The 25,949-nt window shown below is 70.0% G+C and carries 21 protein-coding genes; 11 read left to right on the top strand and 10 right to left on the bottom strand.

Translation table 11 applies throughout. From position 1 onward, the window contains the following. Positions 1–32: 32 nt before the first annotated feature. Positions 33–3,089: a glycosyltransferase family 2 protein gene (locus tag AC2D10_RS04735; protein ID WP_484710779.1), complete on the top strand. Its 3,057-nt coding sequence runs from the start codon at positions 33–35 to the stop codon at positions 3,087–3,089. After that, entirely contained in the window at positions 3,086–4,471 is a 1,386-nt protein-coding gene (locus AC2D10_RS04730) for a DUF5719 family protein (RefSeq protein WP_484710778.1), read from the top strand. The genes AC2D10_RS04735 and AC2D10_RS04730 overlap by 4 nt, the downstream gene beginning before the upstream one ends. 37 nt (positions 4,472–4,508) lie before the next feature. On the opposite strand, the gene AC2D10_RS04725 is transcribed toward AC2D10_RS04730, so the two are convergent. Next, positions 4,509–4,937, bottom strand: coding sequence for a hypothetical protein (locus tag AC2D10_RS04725; protein WP_484710777.1), 429 nt, complete (start codon positions 4,935–4,937; stop codon positions 4,509–4,511). 81 nt (positions 4,938–5,018) lie between these two features. Here AC2D10_RS04725 and AC2D10_RS04720 point away from each other — a divergent pair, with 81 nt between their 5' ends. Beyond that, complete coding sequence (locus AC2D10_RS04720) at positions 5,019–5,225, top strand: DUF3499 family protein (RefSeq protein ID WP_484710776.1); 207 nt, start codon at positions 5,019–5,021, stop codon at positions 5,223–5,225. Positions 5,226–5,260: 35 nt separating this feature from the next. On the opposite strand, the gene AC2D10_RS04715 is transcribed toward AC2D10_RS04720, so the two are convergent. Then, positions 5,261–6,070 (bottom strand): RDD family protein, encoded by an 810-nt coding sequence (locus AC2D10_RS04715; protein ID WP_484710775.1) that lies wholly within the window; start codon positions 6,068–6,070, stop codon positions 5,261–5,263. Positions 6,071–6,086: 16 nt separating this feature from the next. On the opposite strand from AC2D10_RS04715, the gene AC2D10_RS04710 reads away from it, so the two are divergent. Next, positions 6,087–7,079: a stage II sporulation protein M gene (locus AC2D10_RS04710; RefSeq protein WP_484711805.1), complete on the top strand. Its 993-nt coding sequence runs from the start codon at positions 6,087–6,089 to the stop codon at positions 7,077–7,079. Between the two features lie 24 nt (positions 7,080–7,103). Here AC2D10_RS04710 and AC2D10_RS04705 read toward each other — a convergent pair whose 3' ends face one another. The 5 genes from AC2D10_RS04705 to AC2D10_RS04685 all read right to left on the bottom strand — a co-directional run bounded on the left by AC2D10_RS04705 (position 7,104) and on the right by AC2D10_RS04685 (position 12,689). Beyond that, a complete protein-coding gene (locus AC2D10_RS04705) occupies positions 7,104–8,411 on the bottom strand; it encodes a DUF58 domain-containing protein (RefSeq protein WP_484710774.1) in 1,308 nt (435 codons plus the stop codon). Continuing rightward, on the bottom strand, positions 8,412–9,335 hold the full coding sequence (locus AC2D10_RS04700; protein WP_484711804.1) for an AAA family ATPase: 924 nt from the start codon (positions 9,333–9,335) through the stop codon (positions 8,412–8,414). Between the two features lie 98 nt (positions 9,336–9,433). Next, positions 9,434–10,630: a DUF4350 domain-containing protein gene (locus tag AC2D10_RS04695; RefSeq protein WP_484710773.1), complete on the bottom strand. Its 1,197-nt coding sequence runs from the start codon at positions 10,628–10,630 to the stop codon at positions 9,434–9,436. Continuing rightward, positions 10,627–11,268: a DUF4129 domain-containing protein gene (locus AC2D10_RS04690; RefSeq protein WP_484710772.1), complete on the bottom strand. Its 642-nt coding sequence runs from the start codon at positions 11,266–11,268 to the stop codon at positions 10,627–10,629. The genes AC2D10_RS04695 and AC2D10_RS04690 overlap by 4 nt, the downstream gene beginning before the upstream one ends. Continuing rightward, positions 11,265–12,689, bottom strand: coding sequence for a glycerophosphoryl diester phosphodiesterase membrane domain-containing protein (locus AC2D10_RS04685; RefSeq protein ID WP_484710771.1), 1,425 nt, complete (start codon positions 12,687–12,689; stop codon positions 11,265–11,267). The genes AC2D10_RS04690 and AC2D10_RS04685 overlap by 4 nt, the downstream gene beginning before the upstream one ends. A gap of 98 nt (positions 12,690–12,787) precedes the next feature. Between AC2D10_RS04685 and mtrA the strand changes: the two genes are divergently transcribed. The 5 genes from mtrA to hpf all read left to right on the top strand — a co-directional run bounded on the left by mtrA (position 12,788) and on the right by hpf (position 18,438). Then, entirely contained in the window at positions 12,788–13,468 is a 681-nt protein-coding gene (mtrA, locus tag AC2D10_RS04680) for an MtrAB system response regulator MtrA (RefSeq protein ID WP_484710770.1), read from the top strand. A gap of 6 nt (positions 13,469–13,474) precedes the next feature. Further along, on the top strand, positions 13,475–15,163 hold the full coding sequence (gene mtrB, locus AC2D10_RS04675; RefSeq protein WP_484710769.1) for an MtrAB system histidine kinase MtrB: 1,689 nt from the start codon (positions 13,475–13,477) through the stop codon (positions 15,161–15,163). Further along, positions 15,160–16,884 carry an LpqB family beta-propeller domain-containing protein gene (locus AC2D10_RS04670; RefSeq protein WP_484710768.1) on the top strand — a complete coding sequence of 575 codons (1,725 nt, stop codon included), beginning with the start codon at positions 15,160–15,162 and terminating at the stop codon, positions 16,882–16,884. The genes mtrB and AC2D10_RS04670 overlap by 4 nt, the downstream gene beginning before the upstream one ends. Positions 16,885–16,983: 99 nt before the next feature. Beyond that, the gene (locus tag AC2D10_RS04665; protein ID WP_484710767.1) at positions 16,984–17,694 is read left to right on the top strand and encodes a ComF family protein; all 711 of its coding nucleotides are present in this window, start codon (positions 16,984–16,986) and stop codon (positions 17,692–17,694) included. A gap of 87 nt (positions 17,695–17,781) precedes the next feature. After that, complete coding sequence (gene hpf / locus AC2D10_RS04660; protein WP_484710766.1) at positions 17,782–18,438, top strand: ribosome hibernation-promoting factor, HPF/YfiA family; 657 nt, start codon at positions 17,782–17,784, stop codon at positions 18,436–18,438. A 67-nt stretch (positions 18,439–18,505) separates the two neighbouring features. Here the strand turns inward: hpf and AC2D10_RS04655 are convergent, their stop codons facing one another. Continuing rightward, positions 18,506–19,837, bottom strand: coding sequence for a coiled-coil domain-containing protein (locus AC2D10_RS04655; protein WP_484710765.1), 1,332 nt, complete (start codon positions 19,835–19,837; stop codon positions 18,506–18,508). Between the two features lie 77 nt (positions 19,838–19,914). Then, positions 19,915–20,511 (bottom strand): PadR family transcriptional regulator, encoded by a 597-nt coding sequence (locus AC2D10_RS04650; protein ID WP_484710764.1) that lies wholly within the window; start codon positions 20,509–20,511, stop codon positions 19,915–19,917. A gap of 209 nt (positions 20,512–20,720) precedes the next feature. Here AC2D10_RS04650 and secA point away from each other — a divergent pair, with 209 nt between their 5' ends. Both secA and AC2D10_RS04640 read left to right on the top strand, forming a co-directional pair. Then, positions 20,721–23,522 (top strand): preprotein translocase subunit SecA, encoded by a 2,802-nt coding sequence (gene secA, locus AC2D10_RS04645; protein WP_484710763.1) that lies wholly within the window; start codon positions 20,721–20,723, stop codon positions 23,520–23,522. 65 nt (positions 23,523–23,587) lie between these two features. Beyond that, positions 23,588–24,814 carry a pyridoxal phosphate-dependent aminotransferase gene (locus tag AC2D10_RS04640; protein ID WP_484710761.1) on the top strand — a complete coding sequence of 409 codons (1,227 nt, stop codon included), beginning with the start codon at positions 23,588–23,590 and terminating at the stop codon, positions 24,812–24,814. On the opposite strand, the gene AC2D10_RS04635 is transcribed toward AC2D10_RS04640, so the two are convergent. Further along, on the bottom strand, positions 24,738–25,913 hold the full coding sequence (locus AC2D10_RS04635; protein ID WP_484710760.1) for a CpaE/TadZ family protein: 1,176 nt from the start codon (positions 25,911–25,913) through the stop codon (positions 24,738–24,740). The genes AC2D10_RS04640 and AC2D10_RS04635 overlap by 77 nt on opposite strands. Positions 25,914–25,949 lie beyond the last annotated feature (36 nt).

Below are 25,949 nucleotides of genomic sequence, written 5' to 3'. Positions count from 1 at the left end.
CGATCGCATCGCACGCTTAGGCTGACCACGTCATGCCAGCCCGAGTTCACGCCATCATCGTCGCGCGCCCCGGATCATCGGCCCGCGCCCAGCTGCTCCGCACCCTGGAAGCACTGCGTTCCCAGACCACCCCGCCCGCCGCGGTCACCCTCGTGATGTGCGGCGACGCCTCGTCGGCGCGCGAGAGCGACTCCGTCGCCCGCACGGTCGAGGGGATCATCGAGGCGCGCTCCACGACATCGTTCGCAGAGGCCGTCGAGCTCGCCCGTCCGCGCGTGGCCGAGGGATCGGCGGTGTGGCTGCTCGCGCATGACACGGCACCGCACCCGCGCGCGCTCGAGCGTCTCAGCGGAACCCTCGAGCGCTCGCCGTCGGCGGCCATCAGTGCGCCCAAGCTCGTCTCGTCGGACAACGACCGCGAGATCGTCTCGCTCGGTGTGAGCATGACCGCGCTCGGCCGCTCGGTGGAGCTGGCAGCCGGGGAACTCGACCAGGGGCAGCACGACGGACGCGACGATGTGCTCGGATCCGACGTCCGCGGAATCCTGATCCGCAGCGAGGTGCGCGACGCGCTTCGCCCCGACCCGGCGCTCGCCGGAGCCGATGAAGGTCTCGACCTCGGCGTGCGTGCGCGCCTGGGGGGCGGACGCGTCGTCCTCGCCCCGGATGCGCGGGTCACGGTCACCCCCGACGGCCCGGCGGCCCTCCCCACGGGAGGAACACGGCGCGCGTTCGTCACGCGGCTCGCCCAGCTGCACCGCCGGCTCGCCTACGCACCCGCCGCCGTCGTGCTCCTGCACTGGCTCTCGCTCATCCCGCTCGCGCTGTGGCGCTCGATCACGCATCTGATCGGCAAACGCCCCGAGGCCGTTCTTCCGGAACTCGGCGCCGCGCTGACCGCGATGGTCCGCCCTGGGGCGATCGCTCGCTCTCGTCGCAGCATCCGCGCGTTCCGCACGTCGTCGTGGGCGAGCATCACGCCGCTCCGGGTCACCGCCTCCGACATGCGTCGTCGGCTCGACGACGGACACGGCAGCGAAGGCGGTGCGGTGAGTGAACTGCACTTCTTCTCGGGTGGGGGAGCCTGGGCCGTCCTGGGTGCCCTCGTCGTCAGCGTCGCCTCGTTCACCACCCTGCTGGCCTGGCCGGCACTCGGCGGCGGTGGGCTCCTGCCTCTGCGCGAGACGGTGTCAGCTCTCTGGGCCGACGCTGGATGGGGACTGCGCGGCGTGGGCGTCGACGTGGTCGGGCCTGCTGATCCGTTCGCCGCCGTGGTGGCGGTGCTGGGCAGTCTCTGGCCGGGTGCCCCCTCGTTCGCGCTCGTTCTCCTGTGGGTCCTGGCTCTGCCGTTGGCCGTGCTCGCCGGATGGTTCGCTGCGACACGCGTGACGGACCGCGCAGGCCTCCGCATCTTCGCCGGGGTCGCCTGGGCGCTCGCACCGACGTTCCTGACTGCCTTGATCGAGGGCCGACCGGCCGCCGTGCTGCTGCACCTCCTGCTGCCGTGGCTGTTCCACGCGGCCGCGGTGGCCCACCGCTCCTGGGGAGCGGCCGGCGCGGCATCCCTGCTCTTCGCCGCCGTCGCTGCGTGCGCGCCGTCGGCGGTGCCCGCCCTCGTGCTGCTGTGGCTGGTGGCGTTGGCGATCACGCTCGGCACCGCGCAGTTCCGCGGCGCGGGTCGCCTGCTGTGGCTTCCGATCCCCGCTGTGGCGATGTTCGCTCCGCTGGTCCAGTGGCAGCTGGTGCACGGCACCCCGCTCGCACTCCTCGGCGACCCGGGTCTGATCTGGGCCGGGTCACAGGCAGGAGCCGATGCGGCCGGCAGGCTCGCGCTCGCCACGGGATTCCCCACGACGGATCTGGCCCGCTGGATGATGGTCGACGCGGTGCCGCTGGGACCATGGGTCGCGGTGCTGTGCGCCCCTCTCGCGCTCCTGGCGCTGGCGTCGGCGATCGCACCCCGGTGGCGGGCCGGTATCACGCTGCTCGTGGTCGCCCTCGCCGGACTGGCGACCGCGTTCCTCGCCGTCGGCATCACGGTCAGCTTCGCGCAGGGACAGCCCGTGCCGATCTGGCCCGGCGCCGGCCTCAGCCTCGCGTGGGTCGGTGTCGTGGGTGCTGCCGTGGTGACCCTCGACACGGCGGTGACGCTTCCGCGGATGCGGGTCATCGCCACCTCCGTCGCCGCTCTCGCCCTCGTGGTCGTGGCGGTTCCGTCGCTGACCGCGCTGCACCTCGGCGGATCGCTGCTGCGCAATGGCCCCGAATCGACCCTCCCTGCCTATGTCGCCGCGCAGGCGTCGGCCGATCGAGATCTGGGCACCCTCGTGCTCACGCCCCAGAACGACGGCGGGCTGGCAACAGACGTGGTCTGGGGCGCGAGCGAGACGCTGGGCGCCCAGACGACCCTGCTGTCGACCGCGACCGAGCCGCAGGGGACCGACATCGCCGCGCTGTCGGTCGATCTGCTCTCAGCGCGGGTCTTCGATGCGCCGGGTGAGCTGGCGGCACACGGCATCTCGTACGTTCTTCTGGCGGAACAGAGCTCTGGCGAGGGCGACAAGGCCCGCGCGCTGCGAACCACGGCCATCGCGTCGATCGATCAGCGTGCCGGCTTCGTTCACGCGGGCAGCACCGACCGTGGCGTGCTCTGGCAGGTGGAAGGCGACGTCGCTGACCGCACCGCTCTGACGAGCGCGCAGACGGGGTCGGCGCGGCTCGTGATCACCCTGCAGCTGCTGGTCGTCTTCGCCGCGCTGCTGCTGTCGGTCCCCACTCGGGCCTCGCGCCGAGCCGCGCGCTCGCGGTCGCGCATCGTCGGACAGGTTCCCGAAGAGCTGCTGGTGCTCCCGCGCCGAGCCGAGGACCGTGATCCGGACGACCGCGAGGACGACCGCGAGGACGACCGCGAGGACGACGCGGACACGACCGCTGCCGCCGAGCCCATCGCGGATCCCGTGCCCGACGAGACGAATCGACCGGCGGAGGAGGATCCCGCAGACGTCGATTCGTCGGCCCCCGCGGATGACGAGGCTGCCGATGTCGAGCCGAGCACGGACACGGACACTGACACCGAGGAGAAGCGATGAACGCCACCCGCAACGTCCACGTCGTGGCGACGGGCGCCCGGCTGGTCGTCGGTGCGGTGGTGGCAGCAGCCTGCGTCGCGGGAGTGGTCGCCGGCATCCACGCCCCGTGGCCGACTCTCGCCCAGACCCCGGCGCACGTCGATGTCACTCCGCTGGCGGGCGACAGCACCCTCGTCTGCAACGGAGATCTCCGGGCCATCGGTCGGAACTCCTCCGACCCGCTCGCGATGCGCACGGCGGGGTCCCCGGCGGTCACGACCGGGTCGACCACAGACGAGCCGACGTCGGCGCCCATCCGCGTCTCCGAGGTCGTCGACGCGCAGGACGCGTCGGTGCTGACCGGCGCGGTGTCCGGACGCACGGCGCCGCTGATCACGGCCACCGAGTCGATCGCGGTGACGTCGGACGACCTCACCGGATTCGCCGCGCTGCCGTGCGGCACGCCGCGTCTGGAGTCGTGGCTCGTCGGCGGCAGCGTCGCGACGGGCACCTCCGACATCGTGGTGCTCACCAACGCCGCCGAGGTGACCGCGACCGTCACCCTGTCGGTCTTCGGCGAGAGCCGCAGCACGCGCACCGTTCTCGTACCCGCTCGGACGCAGGTCTCGACCTCGCTCGCGTCGGTCGCCGCCGGCAACACTGCGCCCGTCGTGCACGTCGAATCCGACGGAGCACCCGTGCGCGCGGCTCTGCAGTCGTCGCGGGTGCTGACGCTCGACGCGGCCGGTGTCGACCTGCAGGATGCGGTCGCGGGTCCCCAGCAGAACCCGGTCATCGCGGGCGTGCAGGTCTTCGGCGGCGACGGCGACGACGCCGACATGACGGTGCTGCGTCTGCTGGCCCCGCAGGACACCGCAGAGGCACGCGTGATCGTTCGCGCTGCAGGCTCGACGGCTGTCGCCACGGAGTTCGCGGTGGCGCTGACTGCCGGTCTACCGGCCGATGTGTCGTTGAGCGGAGTGGCCCCCGGGTCGTACACGCTCGAGATCGACGCGGGCGCCCCGGTGCTCTCGGCCGTGCGTCAGCAGGACGGCCTCGGCGCCGGAACCGACTTCGCGTGGGTGACTCCCGCCCCCGAGATCGATGAGGACGCCCTGGTCGCCGTCCCGGCCGGGCCCGAGGCCCAGCTGCACCTCATGAACACGACAGACGTCGATGCGACGGTCACGGTGACCCCCGACGAGGGTCGGGGCGAGCCTCAGCAGGTCACGGTGGGTGCCGGCAGCTCGGTGGAGGTCGACGTGACCGCGCAGACGACGTACCTGCTGCAGACGAGCGGGACCGTGCACTCCGCCGTCACCATGGCGTCAGCGGGTGCACTCGCTGCATGGCCGGTGCAGCCCAGCCCCGGCGCGGCGCAGAGCATCCGCGTCTACCCCTGACGGGCCCCGGCCGCGGCGTCTCTGTGACGACAGGAGATCAGTGGTCGTGCCCGAGGTCCCAGGGCTCGCGACCCACGTATTCGGCGGCAGCGCGGAACACGGCGCTCTCGATGGCCATCCGCCGGTGCGCCGAGTCGTCATGCCCGGGCGGAAGCAGCCGTTCGATCGGCAGTCGGAACAGCACGATTCGCGCGTGAGCGCGATCCAGATACCACCGGGGGACTTCGTCGACCGCGTCGAATGAGGGCATGGAGCCGATCTCGAACCGGACCTCCTGCAGCTCCGGCCAGGTGCCGCGCAGGAACTCCACGGCTGTGCCGACGGTGAGGTCGAAGCGATCCAGCCGCCCGTCGAGCGGCGCGAGCGGCGGGCGGACGACCTCGCTGCGCCCGAGTCGTCCGTGGCGTCCGTGACGAGCGCCTCGCCGCGGAGCGGGAGGTGCGGATGCACTGCGGCGACGAGGCATGTCTGAAAGTCTAGGCGGTGCTCTGTCGCATCGCGGCGCGGCAACCCCGTCGCCCTCGTCGAGGGTCGTACTCTGACGGAGATGGACGGACGACTCTGCTCGAAGGTGGCCTGCGCGCGCGAAGCCGTGGCGACCCTCACCTACGACTACGGTGACCAGATGGCCGCGCTCGGACCCCTGGGGCTGGCGCACCACCCGCACGCCCACGACCTGTGTGCACCGCATGCGGATCGTCTCTCGGTGCCCGCGGGATGGCTCGTCGTGCGGCACGAGGCGCTCCGCGCCTGACCCGATTCCCGACGCGGAGGGCGCCCGAGCGGCAGTCAGACGCCGACGCGGCGTCCGGTGAGCTTCTCGGCGCGACGATCCGCGTTCTCGAGGGCGCGGCGCTCGCGCTCGCGCCGCAGCACGGTGATCGCGACCAGAACCTCCTCCGCGGGGGCCGCGGGCATCGGCGACACGTAGGGTGCGGCCTCGCCGAGCAGGTCGTGGGCGACCCGGGCTCGTGCGGCAGGAACCATGCGCGGAGCACTCTGCAGGAACTGCGAGATGCGGCGTGCGAGGCGATCCGGCATTCGTGCGACGTCGGCGATCTGCGCCCATCCATTGAGGCCGGCAGGCAGCACCGGCGCGTGCGCGACGAGCTGCGGAGTGCGCACCCGCTGGCTGTACGTGCCGGCCACCAGGTCACCGAGACGCTGCGAACGGGCGGTGAACGCTCCGGTGAGAACAGCCAGACCGCCGAAGGTCATGTAGATCTCGAGGACTCCGAGCAGCGCGCGGATGAACGCATGACGGAAGCCTGCCGCGCCTCCGTCGATGCGCACGATGCGTCCGCCGACGGCGAGCTTGCCGAGACTGCGGCCCTTGAGCGCCACCTCCATCGTGATGGGGAGCACCACGAAGCTCACCACGAATGCCGAGACGACGGCGATCCGATCGGTCGCCTCGTCGAGCACACCCGCGTCGAGCAGCCAGATGCGTACGAAAATCCACAAGATGAACACGGCGAAGCCGAGCAGCATGTCGATCAGGGCGCCCAGCGCCCGCAGCAGAAAGCCCACCGGCTGCACGTCGATGGCCACCGCTTCTCCGGAGAGCACCTCATCCGAGGCATCGATCGGCGTGGACATGAGTACAGTAAATCAGGTGGATGCTGACGCGCTGACCGATGCACGCCGCGCCGAGTGGCAGCGGCTCGAGGAGCTCAGTCGAGCGCGTCTCGACGGCGAGGGCGTCGACGAACTGATCGTGCGGTACCGCGCGGCCTCGGCCGACCTTGCCGAGCTCAAGACCTCGGTGGGCGACTCACCGCAGGGCGCCTATCTGTCGACGATCCTGGTGCGGGCACGGCTGCGTCTGACGGGCGCCTCGGACAACATCGTCACCCAGACCACCCGCTTCTTCGCGCGTCAGCTGCCGGCGGCGTTGTACCGGCTGCGTTGGCTCACCCTCATCATCGCCGTCTCGTTCATCGCCGTCGTGGTGGGAACCGCGGCGTGGATCTCGAACGACCCCGCCCTGATCGCGACGCTGGGTCCGCCGAGCGCTCTCGAGCAGTATGCCGACGAGAGCTTCGTGGGGTACTACACCGAGAACCCGGCCGCCGTGTTCATGGGCATGGTGTGGACGAACAACGCCTGGATCGCCATGCAGTGCGTGCTGTTCGGGGTCACCGGCATCTGGCCGGTCTACATGCTCGTGCAGAATGCGGTGGGCCTCGGGACGTCGGGTGCGGTGATGGCCGCCTACGACAAGGCCGACCTGATGGTGCTCTACATCCTTCCGCACGGCATGTTGGAGATGACGTGCATCTTCGTGGCCGCCGCCGCGGGTCTGCGCGTGTTCTGGGCCTGGGTCGCGCCGGGGCACCGCACCCGCGGTGAGTCGCTCGCCGCCGAGGGGCGCGCTCTGGCCACGGTCGCGATGGGACTCGTCTTCGCGCTGTTCCTCGCCGGGCTGGTGGAGGGCTTCGTCACGGGATGGGCGCTTCCGTGGCCCGTGAAGATCGGCATCGGAGCCGCCGCCCTGGCCGTCTTCCTGATCTACATGGTCGTCATCGGCGGACGCGCCCACCGGCGCGGGGAGACCGGAGACCTCGTCGAGTACGAGGCCGGCACGCCGCGACTGATCAGCGGGTGATCAATCCCCCGGTCCGCACCGAGATCAGAGGCGTCCGGCGGCCTTGAGCTCCAGATAGCGGTCGGCGATCCGCGGGGGCAGATCTTCGGGGTCGGCGGCGATGGCCTCGCCGCCGGCGCGACGGATGGCGTCGGCGACGTTCTCGGCATCCCGCAGGGTGCGTTCGGCGGCCGCGGCGAGGTACACCTCCTCGCGCGAGCTTCGCTGCTGGGCGAGCTCCTCGACGTCGTCGTCGGTCACAGAGCCGACGAGCACCGTGGTGGCGCGCGAGGCGTCGGGGAAGGCACCGAGGAACCCGCGGGCGGATTCCGCTGCATCCTGCGCGGTGAGAACGACGATCAGGGACGGCCGGTTGGTCAGCGTGCGGACCGCCGCGAAAGCGCCGTGCCAGTCGGTGTCGACCAGGCGGGCGTGCACCGGAGCCATGGCGTCGGTGAGAGCCGGGAGCAGCGCGGTGCCGTCGATGCCGGTCACGCGCGCCCGCACGACGCGGTCGTACATCAGCAGGTGCACGTGGTCGCCGGCGCGAGAGGCGAGCGCGGCGAGCAGCAGAGCGGCCTCGAGCGCCGCGTCCACGCGAGTGCCGTCGCCGACGCGTGCCGCCGCGGTGCGCCCCGTGTCGATGATGATGACGACGTGGCGGTCGCGCTCGGGCCGCCAAGTGCGCAGCATCGTCGTGTCGGCGCGCGCGGTGGCACGCCAGTCGATCGAGCGCACATCGTCGCCCCGCACGTATTCGCGGAGCGAGTCGAACTCGGTGCCCTGACCGCGGACCTGGATGCTGGTGTTGCCGTCGAGTTCGCGCAGGCGTGCCAGCCGCGACGGCAGGTGCTTGCGTGACGAGAACGCGGGCAGCACGCGGATGACCCCTCGCACGCTGTGTCGGGCCTGCCGTCCGGCCACTCCCATCGGACCGAGAGATCGGATCATCACGAACTCGCTGACCAGCTCGCCACGTCGTCGGGGGAGGAGCGGGATCGCCACCCGACCGCGCTCTCCCGCCGGGATCCGCAGTCGCTGTCGTTCCGAGCTCGCTCCCGCCGTCGGCTGCCAGGCATCGCGCAGCACGGCCACGAGCGTGCGAGAGCCGTGATTGTGCACGGCCACGCTCACCGGGACGGGCTCACCGAGCCGCGCGCGCGCAGGCACCCGACGCGTCACGGTCACGCTCCGGGGGTTCGCCGCGAGAGCGGTGTCGAGCGCGACGATCAGCACGCAGAGTGCGACCCAGGCGCCGAGCACGGCGTACGACGGATACCCCGCCAGTCCGGCGAGGATCAGCGGGATGACACCGACGAGGACGGCGACGGCGAGACGACCGGTGACGAACACCTAGATCGGCACCCGGGTCTGCTGCACCACCGAGGTCAGCACGGCATCGGCCGAGACACCCTCCATCTGCGCATCCGGTCGCAGCTGCAGCCGGTGCCGCCACACGGGCACGAGCATCGTCTGCACGTGATCGGGCGTCACGGCCGATGAGGCGTTCAGCCAGGCCCACGCCTTGGCAGCGGCGAGCAGCCCCGTCGAAGCGCGGGGGCTCGCGCCGAGCTCGACCGAGGGCGACTGGCGTGTGGCGCGCGCCAGGTCGACCACGTAGCCGAGCACATCGTCGGTGACCTCGACACGGCCGACGGCCTGCTGCGCTGCACGGATCTCCTCTGCGGTGACCACCGCCTCGACGCCGGTGAGCTCGCGAGGTGAGAATCCCGCCGCGTGGCGTCGCAGCACCGTGACCTCGGCGTCGCGCTCGGGCATGCCCACCACGAGCTTCATCAGGAAGCGGTCGAGCTGGGCTTCCGGCAGGGAATACGTTCCTTCGTGTTCGATCGGGTTCTGCGTCGCGGCGACCAGGAACGGGTCGGGGAGCGTGCGGCTGACGCCGTCGGCCGACACCTGGCGCTCCTCCATGGCCTCCAGCAGCGCGGCCTGCGTCTTCGGCGGCGTGCGGTTGATCTCGTCGGCGAGCAGGATGTGCGTGAACACCGGCCCTGCGCGGAAGTCGAACTCCCCGGTGCGCGCGTCGTACACGAGCGAGCCGGTCACATCGCCGGGCATGAGGTCGGGCGTGAACTGCACCCGTTTCGTGTCGAGACCCAGCGCGCGGGCGAAGGAGCGCACGACGAGAGTCTTCGCGACGCCGGGCACCCCCTCGAGCAGCACATGTCCCCGGGCGAGCAAGGACACGAGGAGCCCGGTCACGGTGCCGGCCTGACCGACGACGGCCTTGTCGACCTCGGCGCGCACTCGGTGCATGGCCTCGCGGAGGGCTGCGTCGTCTGCGGAATGGGTGTCAGCGGTCACGGGGTGCCCTCGGCTTCCGTCGGGATGGGTGGACTGTGGGTCGGTGGGGATCACGCAGAACCTCCGGCGTGCGGTGCGGTCGCCGCGACCGACGATTCGAGATCGCGCAGTCGACGTGCCAGGTCGATCAGCCCGGAGTCGTCGGAGGGGAGTGGCCCGTCGAGCAGCGCCTGCAGCGTGCCGCGCGGCACTCGCAGTCGATCCGCGGCGGCATCGGCGATCTCGTCGGCACTCGCGTGGGCCGCGAGTCCGAGCCGTCGTGCGAGGCGTCGGCGTGATCCATCGCGCAGTGCTGCCGCCGCGTGGGCCGCGTCGCCGGCTTTGGCGGTCAGTCGAGCCCGGCCGTGCATCGTCTCGGAGGCACGGACGGTGACCGGCAGCGTCTCGGCGACGAGCGGACCGAAGCGGCGACCGCGCCAGAGGGCGGCGGACACGCCGGAGAGCAGAAGCAGGAGGATCACGGGCGTCAGCCACGGGGGAGTAAGCGAGCCGAGGGTGTCGGCTTGCTCCCCCTCGATGTCGGTGTCGGCGAAGCTCGGCACGTACCAGACGACGCGTTCGGTCTGTCCGAGCAGCGCGAGCGCGAGGGCGGCGTTGCCGTTCTCGGCCAGATACGCATTGGTGAAGAGCTTGGAGCCGTCGACGACGGCCCGCAGGCGGTCGGAGCGATCGTCGATCAGCACGGCTGCACCCGCCGCGTCACCGAAGCATGCCGTCACTCCGTCGTCCGCAGCGAACAGGCGGCCGGGCCGGATCGTGCCCACCTGGGCGAACTCGGGGACGCGGCACTCCGGCCGGGCCGTCGCCGCGCTTCCCGGTGCGCTCTCGCCGATCTCCAGCGCATCGAGTAGGCGACTGCTCGACGAGAGAAAGACGACGCGGTCCGCGGGCTCGATGAGCGCGGCGAGTCCCTCGTCCGACAGGTTGTACGGATCGGCCATCACCAGCGTGGTGCCGTCGTCGAGCGCGGCGCGCGCGTCCTCGCGCGATCGGAAGACGTCGACCTCCACTCCGCGGTCGCGCAGGATCTCGGACAGGGCGAGCGCGCCGGCGTCGTTCCTGCCCTCGGGGTCGAGAGCGCCGTGGCGTCCCGGTGCGGTGGCGCTCACACTCATCGCGACGACGGTGACGGCCACGACGAGGACAGCGACGACGAGCCAGCCCACGATGGTCCGCATGCGGCGCGGCCGCGGCTCCGCGGTCGAGGGTGGTGTGGCGGCGTCCGGCGCGGTGCCGACGACAGTCATGCGGGCACCGCCTCGGGGCGGAGAGCGCGGAGTCGATCGTCCGTGGCGGCGATCGCGCGATAGACCTGCTCATCGGCAGGGTGGCCGAGGTAGCGGACATCGTCGAATGCCGTCGCGGCCGTGCGCATGGCGGACGCCTCCTGCGCGAACACGCCACTCGCCTCGCGGGCGATCGCCTGCGCCGTGGCACCGGGCGCGGGGTCGATCAGATCGCGTTCGAGGAGCGAGCGCGCGATGGCGCGGAACCGCAGGATCGTCGCGGCGTCCCAGTCACCGGCGCGTGCGCTCCGCTCGGCGTCGGCACGGAGCTGTGCGGCGGATCGGTCGTCGCTCGCACCCAGCAGCCCGGCGTGGGGCCGACGCACCGCACGGGCACTGCGCGGCCGTCCCCAGATGATGAGCGCCGCAATCAGCGCCGCCGCGATCACGACGGTCACGATGATGAGTGCAGACGGGCCGATGCTCGCGCCGTTTCCCGACGTGAACAGGTCGCGGATGAAGTTTCCGATGTCGCGCGCCATCAGGTCGAACCAGGTCGGCTTCGCGTCGGCGTAGCGAGGATTCGAGAGTTCCTCCTCCGCCCAACGCCGAGCTTCGTCCCCGTCGGGTACGAACAGGTCGTCGAACGGATGCATCATGCCGAGCCGTCGCCGCCCGACGATCCCTCCGAGGAACCGGGGGCGGCCCAGCTCTCGCGGGCAGCGCCGGCAGGGCGGGGCGGGGCGTCCGCACCGGCCGCTGGCGGGGCAGGGGCGAATGACGGCGGAGTCTCATTTCTCTGCGGCGCGTACGGCTGCGCGTACGGGGGCTGCTGAGCGTACGGCTGCTGCTGGGCGGAGGGCTGCGACGGATACTGCTGCGTTGGATACCCCTGCGTCGGATACTGCTGCGTTGGATACCCCTGCGTCGGATACTGCTGCGGCGGGTACGGCTGCGGGTACCCGGGCGACATCATCATGTGCTCCGGAACCTGACGCGGCGGCGGTGCGCTCGAGACGGCTCGGGTGGGGTCGACCGCGTACGGGTCGCCGAGCTGCTCGTCGGTGGCGCCGAGGTCGCGACGTTCCACATGCGAGATGAGCGCCTGGTCGAGTCCCTCGTACCGCATCCGGCAGTCCAGATACACGAGCGCGGCACCGGTGCTCTGCACCACGAGTGTGATCGCCTGCAGGACCAGCAGGAGAATCTGCGGGGCGATGAGCGCGAAGACGAATCCGATCGCCGCCGTGGGCTCCGTGGAGCCGGTGGGAGCGACCACCGAGCCGAGAAGTGAACTGAACAGGGAGACCGGAATGCCGACGACCTGCATCGCGAGACCCATGATGGCGCTGATTAGGAAGGTCACGCCCCATGCGACCCAGAACCGGCCGCGGGTGAGCCTCCAGGAGCGCACCAGCGCTTCGCGGAACCGTGCATGCTCGAGCACCAGGATCGAAGGAACCAGCAGCAGCTTCGTCGACAGCCACACGACGAGAGGGATGCAGGCCACGGCGATCAGGATCACCACGACCACGAGCAGGCCGATCAGCTCGGGGCTCCCGCCCAGCCCGCCCGCGATGAAGGCGGCGATGATCCCGGCCAGGATCGCCAGGAATCCGAAGATCGCGATGACCGACAGCGCCGCGAATCCGGCGAGGCGCCAGAATGCGGGAGCCATCCGGCGCCACAGCATCCTCAGGGTCGCCTTGACACCGATCGCGGCGTAGCCGATCTCGGCTGCCACCACGCCCTGCATGATCGCGGTGAACGCGATCGAGGCGAGGCCCACCGCGAGTCCGGCGACGATGTTGACCGCGACGGTGCCCGCGAGCACCGCCTCGAAGTCCGCAGACCCGGGGGGCACGGTCTCGAGGCGGGCGAAGCTGGTGAACAGCACGACACCCATCACCCCGGCGGTCGCCAGCACCACGATGAGCTGGATCACGACGGCGAAGCCGAACAGAACCTTGGGATTGTGGCGGAGCGCTGCGAAGGCCTTACCCAGCAGCATCCCGAATGTCAGCGGATGAAGGGGGATGATCCCCTTCTTCGGGGCAGGGGTCCACGTCTGGCCACTCACAGGCATTCCCTCCGTCGTGCGCTCCCATCGTGTCATATCCCCTGTGGCTGGTGCGCAGACCTGCGGATGCCGGGACTGAGTGCCATAAGGTAACAGTTATGACCTCACGCATCCTTGTGGTCGACGACGATACGGCTCTCGCCGAGATGATCGGCATCGTGCTGCGCACCGAAGGCTTCGAGCCGGTGTTCTGCGCCGACGGCGCACGAGCCGTCGACGAGTGGCGCGCGCAGCGTCCGGATCTCGTCCTGCTCGACCTCATGCTCCCGGGGATGGACGGTATCGAGATCTGCACGCGCATCCGCGCAGAATCCGGCGTGCCGATTCTGATGCTCACCGCGCGCAGCGACACCGCCGACGTGGTGCGGGGCCTCGAGGTCGGGGCTGACGACTACATGATCAAGCCCTTCAACCCGAAGGAGCTCGTCGCGCGCATCCGCACCCGCCTGCGTCCAGCGCCGCAGGCGACGAGCGAGCAGTTGCGCGTGGGCGACCTGACCGTCGACGTCGATGCGCACGAGGTGCGCCGCGGCGCGACCCCGATCGCGCTCACTCCTCTCGAGTTCCAGCTGCTCGTCGCGCTCGCGTCGAAGCCGCAGCAGGTGTTCTCCCGCGAGATGCTGCTCGAGCAGGTGTGGGGATACCACTACAAGGCCGACACCCGTCTGGTGAACGTGCACGTGCAGCGTCTGCGCGCCAAGGTCGAGCTCGATCCCGACAACCCGAAGATCGTCATGACGGTGCGCGGCGTCGGCTACCGCGCCGGCAGCGTCGGCTAGGCACCCGTGGCCGTGACCGGCACGACCACCACGGCGGTCGCGGTGCTTCGCGACTGGCGCGGATGGCCGACCGTCCTCGCGACCCTGTGGCGTCGATCGCTGCGGTTCCGCACTCTCACCATCACGCTCGCCGCCACCTCCGTGGCGATCTTCGTCACCTGCGTCACCATGGCGCTCGTGATCCAGAACGACCTGTTCGTGTCGCAGAAGAACGTCGCTCTCGAAGACGCCCGACGCGCGATCGACCAGGCGCAGAACGCGCTCGATGTCGCCGAGATCGGCGACGACCCGACAGCCCTGCAGGACCTGTGGACCAGCATCCAGGAGCAGCTCGCGCGCAATTCGAGTGCGGATCAGCTCGCGGGCTTCCGACTCGAGGCCGACATCGACCCCAGCACGACGACACTCAACGGCTTCACGAACGGGCTCAGCCGCAACCAGCTCAGCGCTGGTCTCGAGACCAGGGTGGCCGAGTTCGACGACCGCCAGGCGTGGCAGTCCGTCGGGCTGCCGATGGACGGCGGTCGCGAGGCGCCGGGAATCGTCGTCGGACAGCAGCTGCAGGTTCCTGAGGCGGGGCCGTTCGCCATCTATTTCGCCTATGAGCTCGGCGATGCCGATCAGACGCTGCTGTTCGTGCAGCGGACGCTGTGGATCGCGGGGATCGCACTGGTCGCGATCGTCGCCGGAATCTCGTGGATCGTGCTCCGCGCGGTCGCGACGCCGATCGTGCAGGCCGCCGAGACGAGCGCGAGATTGGCGGCGGGGGATCTGGGCGTGCGGATCGAGGTGCACGGCGAGGACGAGCTCGCGACGCTCGGCCGGTCCTTCAACGCCATGGCCGACAGCATCGAAGGACAGATCAAGGAGCTCGGGGAGCTCTCGATGGTGCAGCAGCGGTTCGTCTCCGACGTCTCGCACGAGCTCAGGACGCCGTTGACGACCATCCGCCTGGCGGCCGACATGCTCAACGACCAGCGCGAGGACTTCGATCCCACGATGGCGCGGACGGCGGAGCTGTTGCACGCGCAGGTGCAGCGCTTCGATGTGCTGCTGTCGGACCTGCTCGAGATCAGCCGCTACGACGCGGGATCCGTGCAGCTCGAGCTCGAGGAGACGAGCCTCGCCCACGTCGCGGAAGACGTGATCGAGCAGATGCGCCCGCTGGCGGACGGCCATGGGACCGAGCTGCGGCTCGTCGCCCCCGGCGGGTACTCTCCCGTCGAGATGGACCCGCGGCGCGTGCGGCGGGTGCTGCGCAACCTCATCGGCAACGCGATCGAGCACGGGGAAGGACGGCCCGTGGTCGTCACCGTCGACAGCAACCAGCACGCGGTGGCGGCCGGTGTGCGCGACTTCGGGCTCGGGATGGCCCCCGGTGATGCAGAACGGGTCTTCGACCGGTTCTGGCGCGCCGACCCCTCGCGGCAGCGGACGATCGGCGGCACCGGTCTCGGCCTGTCGATCGCACTGGGTGATGCCACCATCCACGGCGGAACGCTCGCGGTGTGGTCGGCACTGGGCGAGGGGACGAACTTCGTGCTGACGCTGCCCCGACACGGCGTCGTGTCGGAGGGGGCGAGTCCCATCGCGCTCGAGCCTCAGGAGCCGCTGGTCGACTTCGCCGACGCCACTCAGCCGATCTCGCTGGTGGATCTGCCCGCCGATCTGCGCGACGACGGGAGACGACGATGAAGGACCGGTCCCTGTCGCGGATGCTGCGCGGCATCGCCGTGGCCGCGACGGCGCTCGTGTTGTCTGCCTGCGCCGGCCTGCCGATGAGCGGCGACGTGAACGTCGGGCTCGAGCTCGGCGCTGCGCCGGAGGACAACGACTTCCTCTTCATCGCCGCGGGGCCCGCGCCCGGATCCGGTCCTCAGGAGATCGTCGAGGGGTTCCTCGAGGCGGCCATCTCTCCCGCCGAGAACTGGAGCACGGCTCGCAAGTTCCTCACCCCCGAGCTCCAGGCGACGTGGCGTCCGGCCGCGGGCGTCTCCATCGACGAGACCGTGGCGACGCGGACAGTCACCTCGTCGGTCCCCGACGATCAGGTCGACACGGCCACGGACGGAGACGTCCAGGTGCAGTTCGACCTGATCGCGAGCGTCGACGGCACGGGCGCCTACTCGGAGTCGCAGGGAGCGTCGAGTGTGCCGTTCGCGCTCGAACGCGACGAGGACGGCGAGTGGCGCATCGCGCAGGCGCCCGACGGCATCATGATCGACAAGGCGCGGTTCACGCAGGTCTTCGACGGCTACGCGCTGCAGTACTTCGACCAGAGCTGGACGCACCTGGTACCCGACACGCGGTGGTTCCCGCGCCGCGCCAGTATCGCCACCACGGTCACGCAGGCTCTCGTCGGCGGTGCTCCCAGCGACTGGCTCGAGCCGGCCGTGCGCACCGCCTTCCCCGCCGACGTGCAGCTCGCACAGGAGGCCGTGCCGATCGACAGGCAGCAGGTGGCCGAGGTCGCGCTGACCAGTGCCGCGGCACGGCTGGACCCCACCACGCTCGCGCGCATGCGCACGCAGCTGCAGGAGACCCTCGAGCAGGCCGGTGTACGGATCTCTCAGGTGCAGTTCTCGGTGGACGGCCGCACGCTCGAGGCCGGTGTCGTCGACCTTCCGGAGCAGGCGGCCGATGCGGGTGCCGTCGTGCTGACCGCTGACGCGTTCGGCACCATCGTCGGCGATGAGGTGTCGCCCATCGAGGGCATCACCGCCCAGATCCTCGGCCTTCCGCAGGAGGTGCGGGCGATCGATCTCGCCTCGGACTCGCTGCTCGCGGCCGTTCAGCTCGCCGACGGGCGGGTGTACCTGCTCGGGGAGGGGCGTATCGACGAGCTCGACGCGCCGCCGGGTCTGATCGAGCCGTCGATCGACCCCTACGGATACACCTGGACGGTGCCGGCTGCGGCCCCGACCGCTGTTCAGGCGTGGGGGAGCGACGCCGCGCCCCTCGCGATCGCCAAGGCGTGGCCGGACGCCTCGTCGATCTCGGCGCTGCGGGTATCCGCCGACGGCGCGCGCGTCGCGGCCGTGGTCACGGTCGGCGGACAGCACTGGGTCGTGGTCGCCGCGGTGGTCCGTGATGACGCCGGTGTGCCGGTCGAGCTCGGGACGACCGTCAAGCAGCTGACGCGCATCGACGGCCAGGCCCGAGGCCTGGTCTGGCTCGGCTCCGAGAACGTGGGTGTCCTGACCGACGCGGCAGGACCGCTTCTGCTGACGCAGATCGTGGCGGGCCCGGCATCGGCCGAGGTGCCGCCGGCGGACGCGGTCTCGATCGCGGGCGCACGCACGGTCACGGGGCTTCGCGTGCTGGATGCCCGCGGTTCGCTGTTCGCCAGTGCGGGTTCCGCGTGGCGCGAGATCGCGACCGAGGTCAAGGTGTTGGCCACGCGAGCGGGGGAGTGAGCAAGCACTCGTCCTGCACCGCGTCTCTTGCGAGGCGACTGCTCGCGGAAGGCGGGTTCCCGGCCGGTCGTCGGGGCTCGCCAGGGCGAGGATCGTCGGATGCCGCACATCAGCCCTTCGCCCCTCGCTCCGGTCTCTCGCACCCTCCTGGCAGAGGTTGCCGCGTTCCTGCTCGCCGCCTCGTGTGCCGGGTGCGATCAGCCCGGCGACGTCCTCTGCGCTGAATGCCGCACGGCGCTGGCGCCGCGACCCGTCGTGCTGCGCACCCCGAACGGAATGTCCGTGCGCGCGGCCCTCGCGTTCGAGGGAGTCACCGCACGCTGCATCCGCCGTCTGAAGGGCGAGGGGGAGACCTTGCTGGCACGTCCGCTCGGGCGCGCACTGGCATCGGCACTCCAAGAGGTCGCCGGATCGGCAGCGGGAATCGTGCCGGTTCCGACGTCGCGCGCGGCGTTTCGTCGGCGCGGGTACCGTGTGCCCGATCTGCTGATCCGGCATGCCGGCGATCGCCCTTGGCGGCTGCTGACGGTCCGCGGCGGAAGAGCGGACCAGCGGGGGCTGGGGGTCCGTGCACGCGCCGACAATGTGCGGCACAGCATGGCCGCACACAGCGGCGGCGGCGGGGCCGGTGTGATCCTGGTCGATGACGTCGTCACCACGGGGGCGACGCTCGACGAGGCGGCGCGCGCGCTCACCGCGGCAGGGTATCGGGTGATGTCGGCCGTCGCGCTCGCCGCCACGCCGCCACAGCGTCTGTTCGCCGAGCATTCATCGGGGACTCATCGGCGACACGGAGCAACTGGCCCGTGACTTCCGGTCGAAGGCGGGCTACGGTTGGGGACCACAAGGCGACCACGGTCCGCCCTTGGCCGGGAGGACCGGGACAAGGAGGCAGCAATGGAAACAAGCATCGTTGGCGTCGGAGTGGGTATCACCGATCGCTTCCGCACCGTTGTCGAGGAGAAGATCGCCCGAGTGCAGACGTTCGCCGCGAAGGCGCAGCGTCTGGACGTGAAGGTCACGCACCGTGCGTACCGCAACGGCCACGTGCCGGATGAGACGGTCGAGCTCACCCTGGTGAGCAAAGGACCGGTGGTGCGGGCGGAGGCGACCGACGGCGACAAATTCGTCGCTCTCGACCTCGCGGTCGACAAGATGGCGGAGCAGCTGCGCCGGGCCAAGGAGAAGCGTGTCGACAATCGACAGCATCCGCGTGGCGCACACTTCGAGAAGGGCACCGGAGCCCTCGAGGGAATCGACGTGCAACCCGCGTCGGTCGACGTGATCGACGCGGTCGCAACCGGGACAGTGCCCGTGCAGGAGGTCGAGGACGAGGCCTACTCGCCGGTGGTCATCCGCACGAAGAGCTTCGATCCCGAGTGGATGACGGTGGAGGAGGCGGTCGACCGGATGGAACTGGTCGGCCACGACTTCTTCCTGTTCGTCGACGCGAGCACCGATCACCCGAGCGTCGTCTACCGTCGCAAGGGCTGGGACTACGGAGTCATCGGACTCAGCACTCAGGCGCCGCCCGACCAGGCGCTCGCCTCGTAATCGGACATCGAAACGGCCCGCTCTCCTCGGGGAGCGGGCCGTTTTCGTTGCGCGAGGCGAACCCGCGTCAGTCGAAGATGCCGTCCAGCAGGCTGCCGATCACGAGACCGCCGAGGAGACCGGAGGCGATGTCTCCGCCGCCACCGCCGCGGCGTCCGCCGCCACCGCCGCCCCAACCGCCGCCGCCGCCCCAGCCGTCGTCTTGAGGACGCGATGCGTCGATGTCGCGCTGCGCGAGCTGGAGAGCCTCGGAAGCCAGGTACGCGACTCGGCGGGCGCCGGTCAGTGCCGCTTCGCGCGTCTCCTCGGCCGGAAGCAGATCCGACAGGTCGATCCGCAGGCGCTCGGCCTCGGCGAGGCGGGTCCGCGCATCGGCGCCGATCCAGCCGCGATGACCCGCGATCAGACCGCGCGCGACGCCCAGCTGGCGGTCGGCGTCGTCGATGGCGTGCTGCACCTGGGCGACGGACGGCAGCGGGTTCTCGACACGGTGCCGTGCCGTGGCGATCGCATCGTCGAGGGCGGTGTTCGCGGCGCGCAGGCGCGAGAGCTCGGCGAACGGGTCGTTGGGCGACCCCGCGGGCGAGAGCGAACGGAGTGCGGCCTGCAGCTCCGCCTCGGCCTCGGCGACGGGGGGCACGCGCGGGGCGGTCCGGGCTGCGATGAGATCGTTGCGAGAATCCGCCACCACCTCGGCGAGGGTCGACTCGGCCCGAAGCGCCTCGATCTCGAAGTCCTCGACGGCGTCGAGCAGCGCAGCCGCTCGTCGGGTGGCCTCGGTCGCGGTCTCGAGCGCGACGTTCGCCTCCTCGTTCTGCTTGGCGGCGCGACGCCGCTCCGACACCGATGTGCCGTGCACGGCGAAGGCGATCAGCTGCTCGGCCTCGGAGGCGCTCGCCGTGATCTGCGCCATCGCCGAGTCGGCGTAGCGGCGGGACAGACGTTCGATGGCCGAGTTGGTCTGCGGGATGCGCTCGCTGAGCGTCGCGGCATCGGCACGGACCTGCGCGATGATCTCGGGCGCCCGCCGGACCTTGGCGATCGAGGCGGCGAGCACATCCGTCTTCTCATCGAGGAGATCCTGAGCCCAGTCGCACAGCTGGATGATGCGGGCGTTGCGGGTGCGCAGCTCCTCCGGGGTGTCGGGGATCTCGTCGTGATTCAACTGGTGCATCTGGAACGCCTCGCGCAGATGAGTGCGCACCGCAGCGAGCGCCTTGCGCAGATCCGTCGTGAGCGATTCGCCCAGCTCGGCCTCGGCGAAGGAGAGCTCGTCGGAGGTCGTGCGGATGCGTTCGTCGGCCGCCACCAGCGCCTGTTCCGCGCGTCGCGCGAGATCGGCATCCTGTGCGGCGAGTGTCTCCTGATCGCGTTTGCGCTTACCCCAGAAACCTGCCATGTGCTGATCCTACTTTCCGTGGACGATGCGGTGGCTGGGCATCCGCTTGAGGCGAACGCCGCAGTGTGGTCGGAGGGTCATGCCGCTGCGGCCTTCGCCGGTCGGCCCCGCTTGGGTCGCTCGGTCGCGAGCTCGAGCGCCATCGCATGACGCGGGTGCGCGGCGAGCCGTCGTTCGACGTGATCGAGCCAGCGTTCCTCGGCTTCGGCGGCGAAGAGCAGTGAGTCGAGGATGAGGGATCGGGCGAGGGCCTCGGGGGCGTCTGCGTCAGTGTCGGCGTCTTCTCCGGCGGTCAGTTCAGCGCGGCGGCGGGCAGCCACCTGGCGCTGCGCGTCGATGAGGCCGGTCACGTCGACTCCGGGGAGGGTCGCGGCGACGGCGAGCTTGACCGCGAGCTCGTCGCGCGTCGCGAGACTGCGGGTGACGGGCGAGGAGAGCCAGTGCGCCACTTCGGCAGACCCGGCCGACGTGATGTGCCAGTAGACGTGTCCGAGATCGTCGGCGCCCCCACGGGCGACCAGGCCATCGCGCTCCAGGCGCTCCAGCGTGTTGTAGATCTGGCCCACGTTCAGCGGCCACACCGAGCCGGTGCGACGGTCGAACTCGTGCCGGAGCTGGTAGCCGTAGCAGGGGCCCTGGTCGAGGATCGCGAGCAGGCTCTGGCGCACCGACATGGAGTCTCCGTTCGTACTGGGAAAGCGATACCGAGTATATGGATACCGGGTATGGTTCTCCGGCATCCGAGCAGTCGCGTGTGTCGCGGGGCGGTCGACCGCCGGACCTCGCAGGCGACGTGCAGGTCACGGCCCGGTAACATGACAGGATATGCCTGGCGAACGCCGGATCGGCGCAGGCTCTGACTACCAACAGGGAGAAGACATCCGTGGCCAATCCTCTTGAGAAGCTGCTGCGTGCCGGAGAAGGGCGGGTCATCCGCCGTCTCAACCAGGTGGTCAAGGCAGTGGGAGCCCTGGAGGACGACATCTCCCGGCTCACCGACGAGGAGCTCCGCAACGAGACCGCGGAACTGCGTGCGCGCTTCGAGAAGGGCGAGAGCCTCGATCAGCTCATGCCCGAGGCTTTCGCCGCCGTGCGTGAGGCTGCGAAGCGTACGCTGGGCATGCGTGCCTACGACGTGCAGATCATGGGTGGCGCGGCGCTCCACCTCGGCAACATCGCCGAGATGAAGACCGGTGAGGGAAAGACGCTCGTGGCCACGTTCCCGGCCTATCTCAACGCCATCGCCGGCAAGGGCGTCCACATCATCACCGTGAACGACTTCCTCGCCAGCTACCAGTCGGAGCTCATGGGCCGCGTGTTCCGCGCGCTCGGCATGACGACGGGCATCATCGTCTCCGGCCAGACCCCCGCCGTCCGTCGCGAGCAGTACGCGGCCGACATCACCTACGGCACGAACAACGAGTTCGGGTTCGACTACCTGCGCGACAACATGGCGTGGCGCAAGGAAGACCTCGTCCAGCGCGATCACTTCTTCGCGATCGTCGACGAGGTCGACTCGATCCTCATCGACGAGGCCCGCACGCCGCTGATCATCTCCGGACCCTCCTCGGGCGAGGCCAACCGCTGGTTCGCCGAGTTCGCCAAGATCGCCCGCACCCTGGTCGCGGGCGAGGACTACGAGGTCGACGAGAAGAAGCGCACGGTCGGGGTTCTCGAGCCCGGTATCGAGAAGGTCGAGGACTACCTCGGCATCGACAACCTCTACGAGTCGGCGAACACCCCACTCATCTCGTTCCTCAACAACTCCATCAAGGCGCTGGCGCTGTTCAAGAAGGACACCGACTACGTCGTGATGAACGACGAGGTCATGATCGTCGACGAGCACACCGGTCGCATCCTCGTCGGACGCCGCTACAACGAGGGCATCCACCAGGCGATCGAGGCCAAGGAGGGCGTCCCCGTCAAGGCCGAGAACCAGACGCTGGCAACGGTCACGCTGCAGAACTACTTCCGTCTCTACGACAAGCTCGCCGGCATGACCGGTACCGCCGAGACCGAGGCGGCCGAGTTCATGTCGACGTACAAGCTCGGCGTGATCGCGATCCCCACCAACCGGCCCATGGTTCGTAAGGACCAGTCGGACCTCGTCTACAAGAACGAGACCGCGAAGTTCACACAGGTGGTCGAGGACATCGCCGAGCGCCACGCGTCGGGTCAGCCGGTCCTCGTCGGCACCGTGAGCGTCGAGAAGAGCGAGTACCTCTCGCGTCTGCTCGCCAAGAAGGGCGTCAAGCACGAGGTGCTGAACGCGAAGAACCACGCGCGCGAGGCCGAGATCGTCGCACGGGCCGGTCGCCTCGGCGCTGTCACCGTCGCCACGAACATGGCCGGACGAGGCACCGACATCATGCTCGGCGGCAACGCCGAGTTCCTGGCGGTGCAGGAGCTCAAGGGCAAGGGTCTCGATCCGGTCGAGACGCCCGAGGAGTACGAGGTCGCCTGGGACGAGACATACGAGTCGATGAAGTCCGTCGTCGCCGAAGAGGCCGAGAAGGTCATCGAGGCCGGCGGTCTCTACGTGCTCGGCACCGAGCGGCATGAATCCCGCCGCATCGACAACCAGCTGCGCGGACGTTCGGGCCGTCAGGGCGACCCCGGTGAGAGCCGGTTCTACCTGAGCCTCACCGACGACCTCATGCGTCTGTTCCAGTCCGGCGCCGCAGAGGCGATTCTGGCGCGGACCAACTTCCCCGACGATGTGCCGATCGAGTCCGGTCTGGTGTCGCGCGCCATCCGCAGCGCGCAGTCGCAGGTCGAGTCGCGCAACGCCGAGATGCGTAAGAACGTGCTCAAGTACGACGACGTCCTCAATCGCCAGCGTGAGGCGATCTACGCCGACCGCCGTCACATCCTGCAGGGCGATGACATCGCCGGCCGGGTGCAGCACTTCATCGAGGACGCGATCACCGGAGTCGTCAACGACCACACCGGCGAAGGACACAACGAGAGCTGGGACTTCGACGCGCTGTGGACCGAGCTCAAGACGCTCTACCCGGTGAGCGTGACGATCGACGAGGTCGTCGCCGAGGCCGGTGGCCGCAAGGGCGGAATCACGGCCGAGGGCCTCACGCGCGAGCTGCTGTCGGACGCGATGATCGCGTACGAGAAGCGTGAGGCGACCCTCGGGGAGGCCGCCACTCGCGAACTCGAGCGTCGCGTCGTGCTCCAGGTGCTCGACCGCCGCTGGCGCGACCACCTGTACGAGATGGACTACCTCAAGGACGGCATCGGCCTGCGCGCGATGGCCCAGCGCGACCCGCTGATCGAGTACCAGCGCGAGGGCTACTCGATGTTCCAGTCGATGATGGGACAGATCAAGGAGGAGTCGGTCGGCTACCTCTACAACCTCGAGGTCGAGGTGCGTCGCGCCGAAGACGCTGAGACGCCCGAGGTCGAGGCCAAGGGTCTCGCCGACGGTGCCGGCGATCAGCGCCTCGAGTACTCCGCCGCGAACGACGCCGGCGAGGTCGAGGTCCGCAACGACCGCGGCCAGGTCCAGCAGGCGGCGACCGATCGCCTGCGTCAGGCCGCTGTCGCGCGTGACGCCGCCGAACCCGCCGAGGAGCCGGCTGCTCGGGGTGCCTTCGGCCAGCGCACGGACGGTGCAGCTCCTGCCGCGGGCAACCGTGAGCAGCGACGCGCGCAGGGCAAGAAGAAGAAGTAGACGGCGTGAACGAGAGGGCCAATCCGTGTGGATTGGCCCTCTCGTCGTCCCTGTAGGCTTGCGCGATGACACCTTCGCGCCACTTCGACCAGTCGTCGAAGCTCAAGAACGTCCTGTACGAGATCCGCGGAAACGCGCTCGTCGAGGCGGCGCGTCTGGAAGCCGAGGGTCACAAGATCCTCAAGCTCAACACCGGCAATCCGGCGATCTTCGGCTTCGACGCTCCGCACCAGATCGTCCGCGACATGCTCGCCGCCCTGCCCGACGCGCACGGCTACAGCGACAGCAAGGGCATCATCTCAGCGCGCCGCGCCGTCGTCAGCCGCTACGAGGAGATCGAGGGCTTCCCGCGCTTCGATCCGGATGACGTGTACCTGGGCAACGGCGTCTCCGAGCTCATCACGATGACGATGCAGGCTCTGCTCGACGAGGGCGACGAGGTGCTCATCCCTGCGCCGGACTATCCGCTCTGGACGGCGATGACCAGTCTCGCCGGGGGCACTCCCGTGCACTACCTCTGCGACGAGGACGACGAGTGGCAGCCCGACCTGGAAGACATCCGGTCGAAGATCACGCCGCGCACCAAGGCGCTCGTCATCATCAACCCGAACAATCCGACCGGTGTGGTCTACTCGCGGGCGATCCTCGAAGGCCTGGTGCAGATCGCGCGCGAGCACGAGCTGCTCCTGCTGTCGGACGAGATCTACGACCGCATCCTCTTCGACGACGCGGTGCACATTCCCACCGCCACCCTCGCGCCGGATCTGCTGTGCCTGACCTTCAACGGCCTTTCGAAGACCTACCGTGTCGCCGGGTACCGCTCCGGATGGCTCGTCATCACCGGACCGCAGGCGCACGCGAAGGGCTTCATCGAGGGAATCACCCTGCTGGCGTCGACTCGGCTGTGTCCGAACGTGCCCTCTCAGCACGCAGTGCAGGCCGCGCTGTCGGGTGTGCAGTCGATCGACGCGCTCATCGCGCCCAACGGGCGCCTGCACGAGCAGCGTGATGTGGCGTGGCAGGGTCTCGAGCAGATCCCCGGTGTGTCGTGCGTGAAGCCGCAGGGCGCGCTCTACGCCTTCCCGAAGCTCGACCCGAACGTGCATGAGATCCGCGACGACGCCAAGCTCGTCTACGATCTGCTGGTCTCCGAGCACATGCTGCTCGTGCAGGGCACGGGATTCAACTGGGCCACGCCGGACCATCTGCGCATCGTCACGCTTCCCGAGACCCGAGTGCTGAGCGAAGCCGTCGAGCGCCTCGGGAACTTCCTCGCGAGCTACCGCCAGTAGCGTCAGCCGTCGCCTCTGGTGACATCGACGCCGCGAGCGCCCGGATCGCCGCCACGAAAGGCGATCGCGGGCTGAGGTCTGCCATCGGTCGGGCATGCAGCAGTGCGGCGTCTGCGGCCTTCTGATCGAACGGCAGGAACGCCACGTCGGTGATGCCCGCAAACCGCTCGAGTGTGCGACGCACCTGCCCCCGCGCGTCGACCCCGAGCGGTCCGGGGCGCACCCGGTTGACGACCACGGTGGTGGGTGTGGCGGAGGTGAGGCTGCGCAGCTCCGCATGATCGCGCAAGAACCGACTGATCCCCACGGGGTCGGCTGAGGCCACGGCGACGATCCGATCCGCCTCGTGAAGAGCGGCCGTGGTGGCGGCATGCCGTCGCGGCCCCGTGAGGTCGTAGGTCGCCTCGTCGTCGGCGTCGAAGGCGCCGGCCACGTCGACGATCGTCTCGTCCGCCCACTCCCGGCATGCCTGCAGAGCGGACGTGAGACGGGTGGCGGAGAGCTCGGGCCATCGGCTCGGGCGATTGATCCCGGGGAGCACCTGGACGACGCCGCCGCTCGTCTCGAATCCGGTGGCGAGTCGGGTGAGCTCCGCGGAGTCCAGTCCGCCGAGTTCGGCGCGGCGGCAGGCCGCCGCGATTCCCGGCGCGTCGTCGTTCACACCGAGGAGAAGCGCGATCGACGGTGCCACCGTGTCAGCGTCGACGAGCGCGGTGCGGCGACCGCGGCGCGCGAGTTCGGCCGCGAGCTGGATCGCGACAGTCGATCGTCCGGGCGCGCCCTGAGCGCCCCAGACGGCGGTGATCCGTCGTGGTGTGACAGCGGCCTGATCTTCCCGAGGAGCAGCAGGTGGGTCGTCGGCGAGTGCCGTGGCGACCTCCCACCCGGAGACGTCGTGGGGGAGCGTGCCACCGAGTCCCCGCCGGCCCAGCGCACGACTGTCCGGGTCGCCGATCGTGAGGACGCGCACGCCCGCTCGATCGCAGGCCACGAGCAGCTCCGGCGTGACGACATCGCGTTCGGCGGGAAGGAGGATGGCCTCAGCCCGGGGAAGCAGAGCGACCAGAGTCGGGGATCGCGGGTCGACCGTCGTGATCACACGGACGCCTCGAGCTCGAGCTCGGCGGAAAGCTCG

This window comes from Microbacterium sp. PI-SA-G (genome assembly GCF_057215335.1).
The sequence above is the reverse complement of the archived record's forward strand: the minus strand, read 5'-3'. Positions and strand labels throughout refer to the sequence as shown.